The sequence below is a fragment of the Senegalia sp. (in: firmicutes) genome, from assembly GCF_052088025.1.
Taxonomy (GTDB): Bacteria; Bacillota; Clostridia; order Tissierellales; family SIT17; genus Anaeromonas.
This window is the reverse complement of the sequence record NZ_JBQCYD010000022.1, coordinates 1-17,582: the sequence shown is the minus strand read 5'-3', so window position 1 is coordinate 17,582 and position 17,582 is coordinate 1. Positions and strand designations below refer to the sequence as shown.

At 26.7% G+C, this 17,582-nt stretch carries 16 protein-coding genes, 1 tRNA gene, 1 rRNA gene and 1 other annotated feature; of the genes, 3 read left to right on the top strand and 15 right to left on the bottom strand.

Going from position 1 to position 17,582, the window contains the following annotated elements:
• Positions 1-18: 18 nt before the first annotated feature.
• Positions 19-822: a GGDEF domain-containing protein gene (locus ACTHUW_RS07655; RefSeq protein WP_442197670.1), complete on the bottom strand. Its 804-nt coding sequence runs from the start codon at positions 820-822 to the stop codon at positions 19-21.
• 163 nt (positions 823-985) lie between these two features.
• Between ACTHUW_RS07655 and ACTHUW_RS07650 the strand changes: the two genes are divergently transcribed.
• Entirely contained in the window at positions 986-2,506 is a 1,521-nt protein-coding gene (locus ACTHUW_RS07650; RefSeq protein WP_442197669.1) for an FAD-dependent oxidoreductase, read from the top strand.
• Here the strand turns inward: ACTHUW_RS07650 and queG are convergent.
• From queG to serS, 7 genes are all read right to left on the bottom strand, one after another.
• Positions 2,503-3,408 (bottom strand): tRNA epoxyqueuosine(34) reductase QueG, encoded by a 906-nt coding sequence (queG, locus tag ACTHUW_RS07645; protein ID WP_442197668.1) that lies wholly within the window; start codon positions 3,406-3,408, stop codon positions 2,503-2,505. The two genes, ACTHUW_RS07650 and queG, sit on opposite strands and share 4 nt — an antisense overlap.
• A gap of 16 nt (positions 3,409-3,424) precedes the next feature.
• Positions 3,425-4,222 carry a Cof-type HAD-IIB family hydrolase gene (locus tag ACTHUW_RS07640; protein WP_442197667.1) on the bottom strand — a complete coding sequence of 266 codons (798 nt, stop codon included), beginning with the start codon at positions 4,220-4,222 and terminating at the stop codon, positions 3,425-3,427.
• A 2-nt stretch (positions 4,223-4,224) separates the two neighbouring features.
• Positions 4,225-4,695, bottom strand: coding sequence for a tRNA adenosine(34) deaminase TadA (gene tadA / locus ACTHUW_RS07635; RefSeq protein WP_442197666.1), 471 nt, complete (start codon positions 4,693-4,695; stop codon positions 4,225-4,227).
• Between the two features lie 73 nt (positions 4,696-4,768).
• A tRNA-Arg gene (locus tag ACTHUW_RS07630) sits at positions 4,769-4,845 on the bottom strand.
• A 61-nt stretch (positions 4,846-4,906) separates the two neighbouring features.
• Positions 4,907-6,046: a D-alanyl-D-alanine carboxypeptidase family protein gene (locus tag ACTHUW_RS07625; protein WP_442197665.1), complete on the bottom strand. Its 1,140-nt coding sequence runs from the start codon at positions 6,044-6,046 to the stop codon at positions 4,907-4,909.
• Positions 6,047-6,065: 19 nt separating this feature from the next.
• Positions 6,066-7,589: a M1 family metallopeptidase gene (locus ACTHUW_RS07620; protein ID WP_442197664.1), complete on the bottom strand. Its 1,524-nt coding sequence runs from the start codon at positions 7,587-7,589 to the stop codon at positions 6,066-6,068.
• A 48-nt stretch (positions 7,590-7,637) separates the two neighbouring features.
• Positions 7,638-8,915 (bottom strand): serine--tRNA ligase, encoded by a 1,278-nt coding sequence (gene serS / locus ACTHUW_RS07615; protein ID WP_442197663.1) that lies wholly within the window; start codon positions 8,913-8,915, stop codon positions 7,638-7,640.
• 53 nt (positions 8,916-8,968) lie between these two features.
• Positions 8,969-9,168 (bottom strand) — a binding site (T-box leader).
• A gap of 120 nt (positions 9,169-9,288) precedes the next feature.
• Between serS and ACTHUW_RS07610 the strand changes: the two genes are divergently transcribed.
• Positions 9,289-9,480, top strand: coding sequence for a hypothetical protein (locus ACTHUW_RS07610; protein WP_442197662.1), 192 nt, complete (start codon positions 9,289-9,291; stop codon positions 9,478-9,480).
• A 37-nt stretch (positions 9,481-9,517) separates the two neighbouring features.
• On the opposite strand, the gene ACTHUW_RS07605 is transcribed toward ACTHUW_RS07610, so the two are convergent.
• From ACTHUW_RS07605 to ACTHUW_RS07585, 5 genes are all read right to left on the bottom strand, one after another.
• Complete coding sequence (locus ACTHUW_RS07605) at positions 9,518-12,358, bottom strand: UPF0182 family membrane protein (protein WP_442197661.1); 2,841 nt, start codon at positions 12,356-12,358, stop codon at positions 9,518-9,520.
• 61 nt (positions 12,359-12,419) lie between these two features.
• Complete coding sequence (locus tag ACTHUW_RS07600; RefSeq protein WP_442197660.1) at positions 12,420-13,418, bottom strand: PTS transporter subunit IIC; 999 nt, start codon at positions 13,416-13,418, stop codon at positions 12,420-12,422.
• Between the two features lie 66 nt (positions 13,419-13,484).
• A complete protein-coding gene (locus ACTHUW_RS07595; RefSeq protein WP_442197659.1) occupies positions 13,485-14,000 on the bottom strand; it encodes a transcription repressor NadR in 516 nt (171 codons plus the stop codon).
• A 69-nt stretch (positions 14,001-14,069) separates the two neighbouring features.
• Positions 14,070-14,483, bottom strand: a complete 414-nt coding sequence (locus ACTHUW_RS07590) for a hypothetical protein (protein ID WP_442197658.1) — start codon at positions 14,481-14,483, stop codon at positions 14,070-14,072.
• Positions 14,484-14,535: 52 nt separating this feature from the next.
• A complete protein-coding gene (locus tag ACTHUW_RS07585; RefSeq protein WP_442197657.1) occupies positions 14,536-14,781 on the bottom strand; it encodes a hypothetical protein in 246 nt (81 codons plus the stop codon).
• Between the two features lie 103 nt (positions 14,782-14,884).
• Between ACTHUW_RS07585 and ACTHUW_RS07580 the strand changes: the two genes are divergently transcribed.
• On the top strand, positions 14,885-15,391 hold the full coding sequence (locus ACTHUW_RS07580) for a hypothetical protein (protein ID WP_442197656.1): 507 nt from the start codon (positions 14,885-14,887) through the stop codon (positions 15,389-15,391).
• Here the strand turns inward: ACTHUW_RS07580 and ACTHUW_RS07575 are convergent.
• A complete protein-coding gene (locus ACTHUW_RS07575) occupies positions 15,388-17,337 on the bottom strand; it encodes an LTA synthase family protein (RefSeq protein ID WP_442197655.1) in 1,950 nt (649 codons plus the stop codon). The genes ACTHUW_RS07580 and ACTHUW_RS07575 overlap by 4 nt on opposite strands.
• A gap of 5 nt (positions 17,338-17,342) precedes the next feature.
• A 5S ribosomal RNA gene (gene rrf / locus ACTHUW_RS07570) occupies positions 17,343-17,459 on the bottom strand.
• Between the last annotated feature and the right edge of the window lie 123 nt (positions 17,460-17,582).

Below are 17,582 nucleotides of genomic sequence, written 5' to 3'. Positions count from 1 at the left end.
TTTTCTAAATTACATTTTTTAATTTATCTCTTTATGTATTAAATTTGTTATTTCAATGAGTTGATTTCTTATATTTTCTCTTATATTATTATCTTCTATATTTTTTTCTACCACTTTGGATATATTGATCAAATGTTCTTTTATAAATTTAAAATCTTCATACTTACCTTTATTTTTTTTATCATCTATGTCTTTTATTATTTCTTTATAGATATGTCTAAATTTATTCTTGTTTTTTATATCCCTTATTCTATACTTTATATTGAGATTAATACTTTTCTTTATCTTATGTAATATTTCAGTAGAATTATCTTCATTTTTATTTGGTAATATTATGATAAACTCATTTCCATTTCTAATTGCAATATCCATATAAGAAATATTATCCTTTATTGCTTTTGATATCATTTTTATATCATCATCATTTATATTTAAATCTATTTTTATTATAATCATTGAATAATTATCTGCATTAATAGGACATATAGTATCTTCACAAATTTTAATCCATAAATTCCTATTGTACAATCCACTTATTTTATCCTTATATGCAAGTGTTATGAGATCACTAAAATTATCTGATTCCATATTATAAAAGTTGACAAAAAAATAATTTTTAAAATCCAAGTCTAATTGTTCTATCTTGATAATATGATCTCTAATTATAACTATATTCTTATCAATTAATTCTTCTTTTATCTGCTCTTTATTATCTTCAATATCTTTAACATATTTTTCATCTATATCTGGATATTGTAATATACCTTCATCATCAAATATAATAAATTTACTTTCTTTTTTAGAAAGAGCATCTTTATTCATAATTTTCACTCCCTATATTTTCTTTAAATAGGTCTATAGTTCTATGATATACTTTTAATATTATATAGTCAACATATTTTAAATATTTAAAATATTACTTTTTTTAATATTTATATTCTTTTATGGGAATATTTAATATTACTATTCTATTAGGAGAGATTATATGACAAATTTTAAAAATGAACCTTTATCTTATTGGTTAGATTCTACAAAAAAGACTAATTATCCTTCACTTAATCAAAATATTGATGTAGATGTATGTATAATTGGAGGAGGCATCTCAGGTATTACAAGTGCCTTTATGTTAAAGAAAAAAGGGCTAAATATAGCACTTTTAGAAGTAGATAATATACTCGAAGGAACCACAGCAAGAACCACTGCTAAGATAACTTCTCAACATGGACTTATTTACAAGAAACTTATTGATCAAGTAGGGGAAAATAAGACTAAGCAGTATATAGATGCAAATGAAACTGCTATTAAATTTATAAAAAATATAGTAAAAGAAAAAAATATTGATTGTGACTTTAAAGAGTTACCTGCATATGTCTATGCAACTACTGATGAATATATTAAAAAAATAAAAGATGAAGTAGATGCTAGTAAAAAACTTGGTATGAATTCTACTTTTGTAGAAAACTTAGATTTACCCTTTGATGTGAAAGGTGCTATTAAGTTTGAAAATCAAGCACAATTTCATCCAAGAAAATATCTTTTAGAATTAGCAGATGAAGTAGATGGTAATGGCAGTTATATTTTTGAAAATACAAAGGTAATAGATATACAAGATGGAGATATAGTAAAGGTTATTACAAGTAATGAAAATATAGTTTCTGCAAAAAAAGTAGTAATAGCCACACATTTTCCTATAGAAAATTTCAGAGCTTTGTATTTTTCTAGAATCTATACCGAAAGATCATATATATTAGGTGCTTTGATTAAAGATAATCTTCCAGAAGGCATGTATATATCAGCAGAAAAGCCAACAAGATCTCTTAGATATCAAGATTATAATGGCAGAAAAATGTTGCTTATAGGTGGAGATGGACATAAGACAGGTCAAGGTGAAGATACAGAAGTTCATTATGAAAATCTTAAAAATTTTGCCAAGGAAAATTTTGATATAGAAGATATTCCATATAGGTGGTCTACTCAAGACTGCATGCCAATTGATGATATACCTTTTATAGGGAAGATAACTAGAAATTCAGAAAATATATTTTTATCTACAGGATTTAAAAAATGGGGTATGACAAATGCCACTGCTAGTGCTATGATTTTAACTGATTTAATAACCAATATAAAAAATCCTTATTCTGAAGTGTTTAATCCATCTAGATTTAATATTAAAGGAAGTTTATCTACTTTCTTAAAGGAAAATTTAAATGTAGGATATGAGTTTATAAAAGGAAAGTTAAAAACTGAAAATATAGATATAGAAGTAGCTACAGGAGAAGGCAAGGTAGTAAATTTAAATGGTAGGAGAGTTGGTTTTTACAAACATAATGATGGTAGAACTTATATAGTTGATACTACTTGTACTCATTTAGGTTGTGAACTTTCTTGGAATAATGCTGAAAAGTCATGGGATTGCCCTTGTCATGGTTCACGATTTTCTTTTGATGGATCTATCATGGAAGGGCCAGCTCTTCAAAGGCTTAAAGTAAAAATAATAGAGGATTAATCCTCTATTTCTATGTCATTTATTATTTCATGATTTCTTTTTATAAGCTTTCTACCACGCCAAGCAAAGGCTCTGTTTCCATATTTCCTTTTAAATGCTTTATTACTCATAGCATTTATTTCTTCATATTCTAATTTATATATTAAATCTTCTTTAAATTCTTTAATATTAGTTTCTTTTATTCCTCCATTGTGGGGACATACTTTTTGACATATATCACAACCAAATAATATATTATCTTTTTTAATTATATCTATATCTAATTCATCTAAATCTTTCTTTTTTTGACTTATATATGATCTACATCTTTTTGGATTGATATCAAAATTCCCAAGTATAATATTTCCTGGACATTTTTCTTTGCATTTCATACACTCAAAGCAAGTTCTATCCATAGCTTTATCAGCTTTAAATGGATGATTATTTATAATATATCCTATGAAAAAATATGTTCCATAATCATCATTTATTAGGTGTGCATTTATTCCATAAAATCCAAGTCCAGCCCTATGAGCTATATACCTATCTACTAAAGGACCTGTATCCACATATGATTCATATTTAAAATTTTCTATATTTTCATCTAAAAAATTAGCTATAGTTTCTAATTTTTCTTTTACTATTACATGGTAATCTTTAGAATAGGTATAATTAGATAGATTAGATTTTTCTTTTGTTTTCATCTTATATGGAAAAAGACATACTATAATAGATTTAGCATCTTTCATGGTTAATGTAGGATCTATCCTCTTTTCTATAGATGATCCTTCAAGTCCTGTAAGGTGATCTTTTTCTTCTCTATTAACAAGTATTTCTTTTAAATCCATATATGGCCCAATATCAGCTATAGCTAATTTTTCTATCTCTACCCCTTTTGCAAATTCCTTTAATTTTTCTTTCATATAATCATCCTTTTAATTATAGAAATATTTCTTCAAGTTTCTTAGCAAGTCCTTCTTGTGTATTGGTACTTATGATGTCATTATTCGGTAATTCTTTTATTAATTTATCATGAGCATTACCCATTATAAATCCCTTACCTACAGTCTTTAACATCTCTAAATCATTTAGACCATCACCAAAAGCTATGGTTTCTTCTAATTTTATATCATGTTTTTTAAGTACTTCTTTTATAGCATATCCTTTTGATATGCCCTTTGGCATTACTTCAAGACAAGTTTCAAGTGAGAAAGTTATATTTAATTGTCCTGGATATAATTTTTCTATTTTTTCCTTTAAATCAACTAGTTTTTCATGTTCTAAAGCTAAAAAGAAAACTTTAGGTGATTTTATACTTTTTAATTCTTTAAAATCAATTATCTCATAAATAAAGGGAGAGTCTTTTACAAAATCATCTAAATAATCATTCTCTTTTTCAATATACCACTCATTTTCCATATATATATTTTTGTGTATATCTTCATCTATATCTAAATTAATTAACCCTTTTATTATATCTTCATCTATATCATGGCCTATTAATTTGTTTTTACTCCCATCATGAATCCTACATCCATTTGATGTTATAAATATAGAATCTAAATTGAGTCCATTTCTTACAAAATCAATATCTTCATGATGTCTACCTGTTGCAATAAAAAATTTAACGCCCTTATCTATAACTTTTTTTATTGTTCTTTTAGTATAGTCACTTATTTTGTGTTCTTCATTTAAAAGTGTACCATCTAAATCAGATATTATAGCTTTATATTGCATATTTATCTCTCTCCATTTCTTTTGTTTTTATTTCTTAAATCCTTAAAGAAATCTTTCATAATACTTGAACATTCCTCTTGCATTATTCCAGATATTACATCTACCTTATGGTTTAATTTATCATTTTCTACTATATTTAAAACTGAACCACATGCACCATATTTTTCATCCATTGATCCTATAACAAGTTTATCTATTCTGGAATTGACAATTGCACCTGCACACATGACACAAGGCTCTATTGTAACATACATTGTACACCCACTAAGTCTCCATTCATCTAAGTTTATCGAAGCCTCGCTAATAGCAAGTATTTCTGCATGGGCTGTTGCATCTTTATATTCTTCTTTTAAATTATAGCTACTTGCTATTATTTTGCCATTCTTTACTATTACACATCCTATAGGAACTTCTCCTAATTCATATGCAATCTCTGCTTCTGCAAGTGCTTTTCTCATAAAATAATTATTCAAATTTATTCTCCTAATCACAATAAGAGCACCTTGGATTACCAAAGTGCTCTTTTCTATTTATTTTAATCAAGTTTGGTGCTCCCGAGAGGAATCGAACCTCTGGCCCACGCCTTAGGAGGGCGTTGCTCTATCCTACTGAGCTACGGGAGCTTGATTTAAAGCCTCTAATTATTATATATTAATTTACTAATACTGTCAATATGACTAGGCTTTAAATCCATCCAAAAAGTGTTCTATATATTCTTTTAAAGATATTTGCTTTTTCTATATCTTTACTTGCAAATAAGTCTAATTTATATTTTAATTTATCATTTTCATAAACTTCTAATAAAGCAGCTTTTTCTCCTTTTTTTATAGGCAATTTTAATTTATCATCTACTATTACTTTGGTTTTAATTTTATCTTTATTTTTTATCATGGTGTAATTATTATATTCTGGCACTAATTTCACATTTTGGTTTTTGGCTTTATTAAGCTTTATATTTAAACCTTTATCTTTTAGGATTATTTCTTTTTGTTTGAAGTTTTTTATTCCATATTTAAGTAATTCTTCACTTTTTTCTTTTCTGGTTTTTTTATCTTCAGCACCCATAGTAATAGCTATAAGTCTCATTTCCTTATCCCTATTTTCATCTTTAGGTAACTTTATACTTGATACTAAACATAATCCTGCAGCATTTGTTTCTCCTGTCTTCATTCCATCAACTAGTGGCATTTCTTTTAACAATGGATTAGTGTTTTCTTTATATTTACGTGGACTTATTTCCATATATTCCTTATCAGTTACTTCAAGTATTTCAGGATATTGATATAATATATATCTTGCTAATTTATTAATTTCTCTTATAGTCATGGTATTTTCTCTTTTATCTGCTTCTGGAAGGCCATTGGGATTATAAAATATAGAATTTTCAAGCCCTAACTCTTTTGCCTTTTCATTCATTAGTTTCACAAATTCAGCTTCACTTCCTGCAATATGTTCTGCTATAGCAACACATGAATCATTTGCTGAAACTATGAGGATAGATTCTATAAGTACTTCAAGTGGCAACATATCTCCCTTATTTAAATAAAAGGTAGAGCCGTATTCTTTGGGTGGATTTTCCCCTATGGTTACAATGTCAGATAAATGCACCTTTCCTTCCTTTAAGGCATCCTTAGTAACTGCATAGGTCATAAGTTTTGTAATACTTGCTATGTTTAATTTTTCATCAATATTTTTTTCATATAATATTTCTCCTGTTTCAAAATCACTAAGCATTGAACCTTTTAATCCTTCACCTAATTCTGCATAAGTAAATTGACTAGATAATATTAAAATTAAAAGGCATATTATAATTGTTCTTTTCATTTTTTCCCCCTTGTGGATATTATTTATTTAAATATTCATCTGCATTTTTATATTTATTATTAGTTTTTTCACCGACTATTTTTAAAAAATTATTTGTATTAGCATTTTTAAATTTATATTCATCAAAATATTTTTTTAATATATCATATACTTTCTCTCTTCCAAATTGGTCTTCAATATCGTATATCATCATAGCACCTCTTGAATATACTAAAGGTCCGTAATCATGCCATCCTTTGAATTCTGAAAGGGACTTTAATACCTTTGTATCATCCATATATTCCTTTTGTAATTCATAATTATTTTCTATATTATTTTTATAATAATCCCCTGCTACTTTTTCCCCATATTCTTCATATGCATAAATATATTCTGAATATGTTGCAAGTGATTCATCTAACCATGCTTCATCTATCTCATCATTTCCTATGATACCATACCACCATTGATGAGCTATTTCATGTACTATTACAAGTTCTAAACTACCAATACTATTTTTATTATAATAGTTATCTCCTATATATACAATACCCGGATACTCCATTCCACTTGGAAAACTAGTCTGAACTACAGATAATTGTCCATATGGGTATTTACCAAATTTATTATTAAAATGTTTTAAGCTATCACGAGAAAAATTTATAGCCTTATTTTTTACATCTTCACTTACATCATCTAAAAAATATAATTTAATATCAGTATCACCATAATTTTTTACAATCTTTTCAAAATAACTACTAGCAACCCAGGCAAAGTCACGCATTAATTTTGCTTCTATATTCCATACTTTTTTATCTTTCTTTATTTTTTCTTTTAAAATATTACCACTACTTGCTATTTCAAAATCCTTTGGAGCACTTATTTCTATATTATAATTACTTACATCACTATAAAAGGGGTCTCCAATACTATGATAAGGATCTAAATTCCATCCATCTTCATCATATACAGCTGCTATAGGATACCAATTACCAAAATTAAATGTTTTATCTCCATAACCAAATCTATCTTGTGCTGGAGGTAGTTTTACCTTGTATTTCATATCTATATCAATTGCTTTACCTATTTTAAGTTTATTTTTTAAATCTATTTTAAGAATTGTCTTGCCCCTACCTATTAATTTATAGTTTATCTTTTTACCATTTACCTTTACTTCTTCTATATCCATATATCCTTTTTCAAATCCATCTGGATAAGCTGAGTCAAAATCATCAAATAAAAATGGTGCTGTTTCCCTTTTATTAAAAGTATTAGGATAGATATGAAAATACACCTTATTTAAATCTGTATTTTCTTTATTTATATATTTTACATTTTGTTTTGCAATATAAGTTTTTTTCTCTGGAAAAAATTCTGCCTTTATATTATATTTATCTATTGAATCTAAATTCATATCATTGTAATCATCTGTAATTAATGTTTTAGAATTTTCTTTGCTATCATTTTTAATCATTTTTTCTAATGGATTATTAGCACATCCCATAAGTGAAATGATTATTGCTAATACAATAAATAATATTAAAACTTTGTTTGATTTTTTCAAATTATCACCCCTGATATATTTTAAGAGGGCTTAAGCCCTCTTAAAATATTATGCCTTTTCTATTTTTTCTATGCCTCCCATATAGTTTCTTAATACTTCTGGGATTTCAATACTTCCATCTTCTTTTTGATAATTTTCAAGAATTGCAGCTGTAGTCCTACCTAAAGCAAGTCCTGAGCCATTTAATGTATGAACATATTCTAATTTTTTAGTTTCTTCATTTCTATATCTTATATTTGCTCTTCTAGCTTGAAAATCTTCAAAATTACTGCAAGAAGATATTTCAACATATCTATCATAACTTGGCATCCAAACTTCTAAATCATATGTCTTAGCTGAAGAAAAACCTAAATCTCCTGTGCAAAGTTCTACTACCCTATATGGAAGTTTTAATTTTTTCAATATATTTTCTGCATCATTTGTAAGACTTTCTAATTCATCATAAGAATTTTTAGGGTTTGAAAATTTAACCAATTCTACCTTATTAAATTGATGATTTCTTATAAGTCCCCTTGTGTCCCTACCTGCTGAGCCTGCTTCTTGTCTAAAACATGGAGTATAAGCAGTGTATTTGATTGTTAAATCAGCTTCATTTAATATTTCATCTCTATGGATATTTGTAACTGGTACTTCTGCTGTAGGTACTAAAAATAAATCTTTTGACTCAATATGAAAAGCATCATCTTCAAATTTAGGTAATTGTCCTGTACCTGTCATACTATCTCTATTTACTAAAAATGGAGGGATTATTTCTGTATATCCACCATCTCTTGTATGGGTATTTAACATAAAATTCATAAGTGCTCGCTCAAGTGTGGCTCCAAGTCCTTTATATAATGAAAATCTAGCTCCTGTTATTTTAGATCCTGTTTCAAAATCTAAGATGTCTAAATCAGTACCTAAATCCCAATGAGCCTTTGCTTTGAAATCAAATTTAGTTGGTTCAAATACTTTTCTTATTTCTTTGTTATCAAGATCGCTATCCCCTACTACTATTTCTTCATTTGGAATATTTGGAAGTTCTAATAATGAATTGTTTAATTTTTCTTCTACTTCTTTTAATTCTTTATTTATATCTTTTATTTTTGAAGATAAACTTTTCATTTCTTCTAGAACTTCAGATGCATCTTTTCCTTCTTTTTTTAACTTAGGTATTTCTTTGCTTGCAGCATTTTGACGAGCTTTCATATCTTCTACATCTTGTAATATCTCTCTTCTTTTTAAATCTAAATTATATACATTATCTACATCAAAATTACCTTTTCTTTTTCCTAAAGCTTTTTTCACCTTATCTTTATCATTTCTAATCATCTTTACATCTAACATTTAATTCATCTCCTTTTTTTATACAATAAAAAACCTCTCATCCCTATCTTATAGATAGGGACGAGAGGTTAAATTCCCGCGTTGCCACCCTAGTTGATCAATTGATCCACTTAGTACACTTTAACCCGTGCATGGTTTACCTTTTAAGTAAAATGCTAAGAGATGGATTCACTAATTTATATCATCGATTTACACCACCCATCGACTCTCTAAAGATATAAGATTACCTACTATTTCTCTTAATTGCATAAGCTATATTATATTAAAATATAACATATATTTAATATTTATTCAAGACTTTTTTCTAACCTTTAGTATATTATATATATTTTAGCCAATAATTATACTAATAATTAATTACAGGGGGAAAATAATGAATAAAATTGATCTTTATAGTAAGTTATCTGATTTAAAGAAAGTAGACTATAACAATACATTAGCTATAGCAAGTATCATAGAAATATTGGTAGATAAAGGAATTGTAAATAGAAATGATATATTTAAAAAATCACGTATATTAGATACCATGACTATAGATGAAATAAAATCTATGAAGACAAAATAAAACTGATTCTCTTTTTTTAAGAGAATCAGTTTTATTTTTATTCTTGTTCTTCTGTTTGTTCTTGCTCTTGTTCTTCTGTTTCACTTTCTGCTTCTTCTATTCCTAGATTTTGATTTAATTTATTTAATACAGATTCTAATTCATTAATATATTCTCCATATTTTGCCCAGTCGCCTTCACGTGATGCTTCTTTGGCCTTATTAAATAACTCATTTGCTTCTTTTGTTATTTCTTCTATTCCATCTATTTCTGGTGCTTGACCATTTTCTCCTTCTTCTACATCTGTTACTAGTCCATCTTCATTTTCTTCTCTATTTAAATCACCAAATATCTTAGATAAGGCAGTGTCTAAATCCTTTTCCATTACTATCTTTTCTTTATATGCTACAATGACTCTTTTCATTTCTGGTACACTATTTTCATTTGAAGCTTGAATATATACTGGTTCTACATATAATAGTGACTTTTCAATAGGTATGGTCATTATATTCCCTCTTAAAACATTGGATCCTTCTTGCGACCATAGTGTAAGTTGAGGTGAAATCTCTGAATCTTGATTTATCTTAGATTCTACAAGTTTTGGTCCATTTACAGTTATACCTTTAGGAAATCTATATAAAAATAACTTTCCATAATTTTCTCCATCATTCCTTGCCACAAATAAACTTGTCATATTAGGCTTTGTAGACGGTGTATATGGAACTGTAAGCAAGAACTCTACATCTTCTTCATCTGGTAGCTTAAACATCATATAATTAGGTTTTATAGGTTGTTCTTCACCCATATAAACTTCTTCACCTACATCCCAAACATCTTCTGAATTATAGAATACTACAGGGTTGTTAACATGATATCTTTCAAATATTTTAGTTTGTATTGAAAATAAATTTTCAGGATATCTTATATGACTAAATAATTCTTCTGGCATTTCTTTTGCATCTTTAAATAATCCTGGAAATATTTTTTCATAAGTTTTTATCATAGAATCTTTATCATCTACTATATAAAAATCAGTATCTCCATCATAAGCATCTACTACAACCTTAACTGAGTTTCTTATATAATTTGTTTTAAGATCTTCAGTAAATGGTTGAGAATAAGGGAAATTACTCGTTGTAGTATAGGCATCTATTATCCAATATAGTTTACCATCTTCTTGGTTTGCCACAATATATGGATCATCATCATAGCTTAAAAATGGAGCTATTTTTTCTACTCTTTCTTTTATGTTTCTATTTATTATAATTCTACTATTATTATTTACATTATTTGATATTAATAGCTTTAAATTAGCTTGCTTGATAGCATATAATAATCTATTTATACCACCTAAACTAATACCAGCTGTTCCTTCATAAAATACTTCTGCATTATCAGAACCCTTAGGATAATCAAATTCAGGTTCGTCACTATTTATTACAGCATAATTATCTGTTGCTTCACCAAAATATATCTCTGGTCTTTCTATTTTTAAATCTGTACTAGTAACTGGTGGTATATTATTTACAAGTAAATTTGGTTGACCATTTGATGCAACTGAATTTACAGGAGATAATACAAATCCATAACCATGAGTATATTTAAGATGTTCATTTATCCATGTTTTTGTCTTTAATTTTGATGTATCAAGTTCCCTTGCTGATAAAAACACTTGAGTGTATTCTCCATCTATAGTATATCTATCAGTATCTACTCCATTAAATTTATAATAATATCTAATACCTTGTAATTCATTATATACTTGATTTAATGGTTGATAATCGTTTATTCTTATATTTTCTATAGTTTCTTTATTATTTAATATATCTTCTTTTGTTAAATTTTGTTCTACTAGAAATTCTTTTGAAGTGACTTCTTTTAAACCATATGCTTCTTGGGTCATATTAATATTATTTTTTATATATTGACTTTCTTTGGAAATTTCATCAGGTTCAACTATGAATTGTTGAACACCAGTACCTATAAGCGTTCCAGCTATTCCAACAACAATTAAAAGTACTGGACCTGTTAGGGCTGTTTTAAGTTCTCTTTTATATGAACCATAGAGAATAGTAATTGCAGATACTAGAGATAATATTGCCATTATTCTATATTGCCATAATGTTATTTTTATATCTGTATAACTTGCCCCATAGGCAACACCTCTTGGTGAATATAAAAGATCAAAGGTATTTATATAATAGTTTAAAGCTATTATTATAAATCCTACAAAGCCAAATATACCAACTTTAAATATTGCTCTTTTAAATATATCTTTATTTAATATATCTATAATAGTTTGTTTGTTTTTAAAATCTCCTATATCTAATACATTTTCAGTTCTTTTAATATTAGGCTTTCTAAGAGAAAATAGTAAGAGATAAAATACTATTGTAGATATAGCAAGCACAAATAATAAAAATAATACTAAAGACATTATTTCCTTAAATAAAGGTAGTTCAAATACATAAAGAGATACGTCATTATTAAATATTGGATCCTTTAGGTTAAAGTCTGTTGCATTTAAAAATTGTAATATATTTAACCAAAGTCCTCCTGCAAATGCAGTAGCTACAAGTGCTGATACAAGTGCTGAACCTATACCAAGTGCTATATTTAAATTTCTCTCTCCACCCTTTGGTGCTTTTACCTTAGCCTCTTTATAATAATTTCTTTTAGATGATATAAAATATATATATATCAAAGTAAATAAAATTAAAAATAAAGGTATTCCTATTGTTAATTGAGTTGTTAATTTAGTTAAAAATGTGTCTTTATAACCAATTTCACTAAACCATTGATAGTCAGTAACAAAAGCCACTATACTAGTTAATGAGCTAAATAGTATAAGTAGAATAGCTATAACTAAAAACATTATAAATTTCGTTTTATTTTTCAAGTTTTAACCCCCTATAATACTATTATACTACCCATTTTCATATTATTCAATTATTCAATTTTTAACTTGTTATTTTCATGTCATTAGTTTTTATTAATCCCTTACTTCTCATCCATTTAGAAATAATAAGAGTAATAATAATAGGTAATACAAAATGAAGTAATACTATACCAAAAAGTCCTTCACTACCCATCACTTCAAATGTAGCAAACTGTCCAACTAGTCCACTAGTTCCCATTCCTGCTCCTAATTTAGTACCTTCCATTTTAAATACTACTGTAGATATGGGACCTAGGATAGCTGATGTTAATATAGGAGGAATCCATATTTTTGGGTTTTTTATTATATTCGGTATTTGTAGCATACTTGTACCAAGTCCTTGAGCTATAAATCCACCAATACCATTTTCTTTAAAGCTCATTACAGCAAAACCTATCATTTGAACGCTACATCCTACCGTTGCAGCTCCTGCTGCAAGTCCTGTTAGACCTAGTGATATTGCTATAGCAGCACTACTTATAGGAAGAGTAAGCATCATACCCATAAGTACTGCTACTAATATTCCCATAGGTAGAGGATCTTGTTCTGTAGCTATATTTATTATGCTACCAAGTGCTGTCATAAGCTTTGCTACAAAAGGTGCTATATAAATACCTGCAATTCCACCAGATATAATGGTTAATGCAGGAACTAATATGATATCTAATTTTGTTTTACCACTTATTAGTTTAGAAATTTCTGCACCTATATAAGATGCTACAAGAGCTCCTACTGGTTCACCTATTACTGCTATAGTTGTACCATCTACAATCTGTAAGCTTCCTGCTCCTATGGCTCCTGTTATTATGGATGCAAATACACCTAAGGGTGGCGCTCCTATACTACTTGCAACTGCAGCACCTATAGCAGGCCCCATCATAAATTGTGCTATAGAGCCTAGATTTAAAAATACTTCTAATTCCAGTAATGTTCCAATTTGTTTTAATATAAGACCAATTATTAAAGAAGAAAATAAACCTAAAGCCATTCCATTTAATATTTTTATAATATAGTTTTTCATAATTACCCCCATTTAATGTGTTTACTGCTGTCTTGTCAGTATACTTAAAAATATATCATTATATTGTTATTCTAGCAAGAAGTTTTTTTCTTTTAATTTATCTTTTATTTCTTTAAATATATTTTCATTTGGAACTTCTATTGTATGAATATGAACACCTTCTGTAAGAGTTGATAGAGGGTAGGCATTGTTTTCTTTCATTTTATTTATAAAAACATCTATGTCTTTCCTAGAAGATATCATAAGTTGGCCTTTTATTTCCCCATATACTGGATGCTCTACTATTACATCTAATATTTTGCCTCCTAAATCTACAATTATATTTAACTCTTCTTTTATATCTTTATGATTTTCATGTACAGAAACTATAGTTCTTTCTAATTTACTTTTTTTATTATTAATTACTATATATCCATTAGGTGTTGCAATTATTTTATTTCCTTTAGCACGAAGTAATGCTATATCTTGAACAATCACTTGTCTACTTACCTTAAATTCATCTGCTATATCTGAGCCTTTAATAGGAAAATTACTATTAATCAATAATTTTAATATATTTTCTCTTCTTTTATTTGAATTCATTTTTTCTCACCTCCTCAAATTTATTATAAGATAGGTAAAGCTAAGAGTAAATTACCCTTAGCTTTAAATTTAATCAATTAAATATTCTTTCATATTATCTGGTATATCTTCTTTTTCACATTCCATTGATAAAATAAATTCGGTTTCATTTATATTATCAATGGTATTTAAATATTTTATAAATTTTTCTAAAAGATAAAAATCAAGCTCTACCATTTTATAAAGTCCATCAATATAAATTTTTTCAACATCATAATCACTAGCTACAATTCCACATAAAAGTCCATAGAAGGTTTCAATCTTGTTTATATTAAACTCCATTGCACTTATATATCTTATATTATAATTTAAATTTAAAGAATGTTTTTTAGTGGCTTCAATGAATACAAGACCACCTTTAATTTCTTTTACATCATCGTTTGCCATTTCTATTAATCTTTTAGTTTTTCCAGAACCTTTTTTCCCACAAATAAACTTAACCATTTTAAATTACCTCCCAATTTAATTTTGGTTGTAAAATTTTAATTAAACTTACTTATATAATTCTACCCTTAATTTGTTCTTTAAAATCTAAATCTAAACCTTTAATTTTATTTATTATATCATTAGTATTATCAAAATAGAATACATTTTCAGAATTTGTAGTAATATAAATGAATTCTTTACCATTATCTTTTAAATCATTTAATGATAAATAATAAGTTTCTCCTTTAAATTCTGCAATCAATTCATTTTCTTCATTTAACATATCTAATAACAAGTCAATCATTTCTTTTTCCACAAAATCATCTCCTAAACTAATCTTTCATTTATATATACTATTTTTTAACTGCATTTAATATTAATTTATGATATACTATTTAATATTAAAGGAGGTAGAAAAATTGAATCCTAATAAGAAAAAAAGGTATACCATAATAGCTCTTATAGTAGTTGGTGTAATGATACTTTCACCTATATTATATATGATAACTACAGCTTTTTCCACATCAAATACTCCTAAGGCAGAATCAGAAAATCAAGATAAAACGGCTGTTGAAGATGAAGTTACAAATGAAACTGCTCTTAAAATAATAGAAATACATGAAAATTTAGATGAATATAAGGATAAAGAAGTTTCTATGGAGCTACAATATTTTAAACTAGATGAATATGAAGACAAATTTTCAGTTGGTGTAATAGATTCATATAATGGTGAAGATATGTTGTTTAACATATTAGCTAAAACAGAAGATGAAAAAATACCTGAAGACTTTGAAAACTATGATACTATAAAAGTTACAGGAACTATAAATGAATTAGAAGAAACACATGAAGACCATACACACAATGTGCCTATTATGACAGTTAAAAATTTAGAAAAAATAGAACAAGAAAAAAAGGATGATTAATCATTCTTTTTTTCTTGTTCTTTTATAATATCATCTATTAAATCATTTTCTAATATCAATTGTCCCTTTTTAAACTCATTTAAGGCTCTTTCATAACCTTCCCTACATTTTTCTATATCTATAGCTTCTTTAGTTATTCTATCCCAAGCCCTACTGTTTTCAAATATCTCATCTTTAGACATCTCAAATACCTTCTCATCATCTATAAAAGATCCTACTGGTACGTAATATTGATTTGCTATAAAACCTTCTTTTGAGTTAAATAAATCTTGACCAAATCTTTTTCCCTTATTATCTTCTATTCCTGCAAGGTTTAATATGGTAGGCATTAAATCTACTTCTCCACCTACTATATCATTTGTCCATTTTATTTTACTATCTGGTAAATTTATTATTAATGGTATATTCATATATTCATCAAATTCATATTCTGCATCTAAAAAGTCACTCATTATATCTTCATTATCTTCTCTTGTAGGATACAATCCTGAATGATCTCCATATAATATTATCATTGAATCCTCATATATACCTTCTTTTTTTAATTTTTCTATGAATTTTCCAAAAGCTCTATCAGTATAATTTATACTTTGAATATAATTGCCAAATATAGTTTTTTCATGTTCTTCTTTAAGTTCTATTTCTATTAATTCTTTAGGAATATCATATGGATGATGACTAGTTATAGATATTACACTAGAATAAAAAGGTTTTTTAATATCTTTCATGAAATCTACAGTTTGAGAGAAAAAATCCATATCATTTAATCCAAGATTAATTAAATCTTCTTTTTCATCATAATTAAAGTTTTCTAGAGAAATAAAATTATCAATACCAAGACTTGGATACATCTTATCCCTATTCCAAAAACTTTTATCATTGCCATGAAAAGAATATGTTGAATATCCCTTATCTTTAAGGATTTTCTGAAGGCTATGATGATAGTTATCACTATAATGATTAAATACTGATAAATGATTTGTAGGATATAGAGATGTACTCATTACAAATTCAGCATCAGAAGTATTTCCTGGACCTACTTGCTGATAAAAGTTATTGAAATATATACTATCTTTAGATATCATTTTATTTAAATTTGGAGTTAAAACTTGTCCATTATATTCTCTATTTATAATAAAATTTTGAAGAGATTCAAATTGAACCACAATAATATTTTTGTCCTTAGCAATTCCATTATATTTATCTATTTTATTGGATTTTTGTTTATTATCAGACATTTTTTTTATTTTACTATCCAAATCTTCATCTGCTAATACTTCCTTTTCCTTATTAGTAAACTGTGTGTATATATCATATATATGATAATTAAAAATTCCATAATTATTATATACATAATTTGTATTTCCATTTATAAAAATTATAGGTGCTAATATATTAAAAAAAATTAGCGTTATTAATATTATTTTAGGATTTTTAAATTTAGTTTTAAAATTAGTGTGTTTTAATTTATGTCTTTTAAAATATATCCATAATGGAATTAAATCTATTATCATTAAAAAATATATAGGTTTTAATATGAAAAATATACTTTTCCATACAGTAGGCACATTACCTACAAATAAAAGTGCAGTAACAGAAGGTAAGAAACCATAATACATATAATATATTAAATCTATAAATAATAAAATTCCAATAATAGCATGAGTTATAAAACCTATTAGTTTTATGTTTTTAGGCTTAATAAATAATAATAAACCATAAATAAATGCTATAATTGGAATGGTTGAAATAAATGTAGTAAATATATTTTTTTCAATAGTAAATAAATATAAAATAATTATTTTAAGTAAAGTTAAAATAAACATATAGAGTATAATCTTTTTAATGTTTATAGATTTTATATTTGATAGATTAAATTTAAACATATTTTCACCTACTTTAAATATATTTACCTTATTATACCATAAATCTCTTTTTTTACGCAAGAAAAAACCAGCAACGTCCTACTCTCCCAAGGCGTTACCACCTAAGTACCATCAGCGCTGAAGGGCTTAACTTCTGTGTTCGGGATGGGAACAGGTGTGACCCCTTCGCTATCGTCACTGGATTTATACTTAAAATTAATTAAGTCATGTTATTTAGAGTTTGCACCCTAAAAATTACATAGATAAAGTAAAAGTAAATATATACAATTTTTTGGTCAAGTCCTCGACCTATTAGTATCCATAAG

Coding starts and splice junctions, on each gene's coding strand:
- ACTHUW_RS07655 (WP_442197670.1), bottom strand. CDS start 822: ATGAATAAAGATGCTCTTTCTAAAAAAGAAAGTAAATTTATTATATTT.
- ACTHUW_RS07650 (WP_442197669.1), top strand. CDS start 986: ATGACAAATTTTAAAAATGAACCTTTATCTTATTGGTTAGATTCTACA.
- queG (WP_442197668.1), bottom strand. CDS start 3,408: ATGAAAGAAAAATTAAAGGAATTTGCAAAAGGGGTAGAGATAGAAAAA.
- ACTHUW_RS07640 (WP_442197667.1), bottom strand. CDS start 4,222: ATGCAATATAAAGCTATAATATCTGATTTAGATGGTACACTTTTAAAT.
- ACTHUW_RS07625 (WP_442197665.1), bottom strand. CDS start 6,046: ATGAAAAGAACAATTATAATATGCCTTTTAATTTTAATATTATCTAGT.
- serS (WP_442197663.1), bottom strand. CDS start 8,915: ATGTTAGATGTAAAGATGATTAGAAATGATAAAGATAAGGTGAAAAAA.
- ACTHUW_RS07610 (WP_442197662.1), top strand. CDS start 9,289: ATGAATAAAATTGATCTTTATAGTAAGTTATCTGATTTAAAGAAAGTA.
- ACTHUW_RS07600 (WP_442197660.1), bottom strand. CDS start 13,418: ATGAAAAACTATATTATAAAAATATTAAATGGAATGGCTTTAGGTTTA.
- ACTHUW_RS07595 (WP_442197659.1), bottom strand. CDS start 14,000: ATGAATTCAAATAAAAGAAGAGAAAATATATTAAAATTATTGATTAAT.
- ACTHUW_RS07590 (WP_442197658.1), bottom strand. CDS start 14,483: ATGGTTAAGTTTATTTGTGGGAAAAAAGGTTCTGGAAAAACTAAAAGA.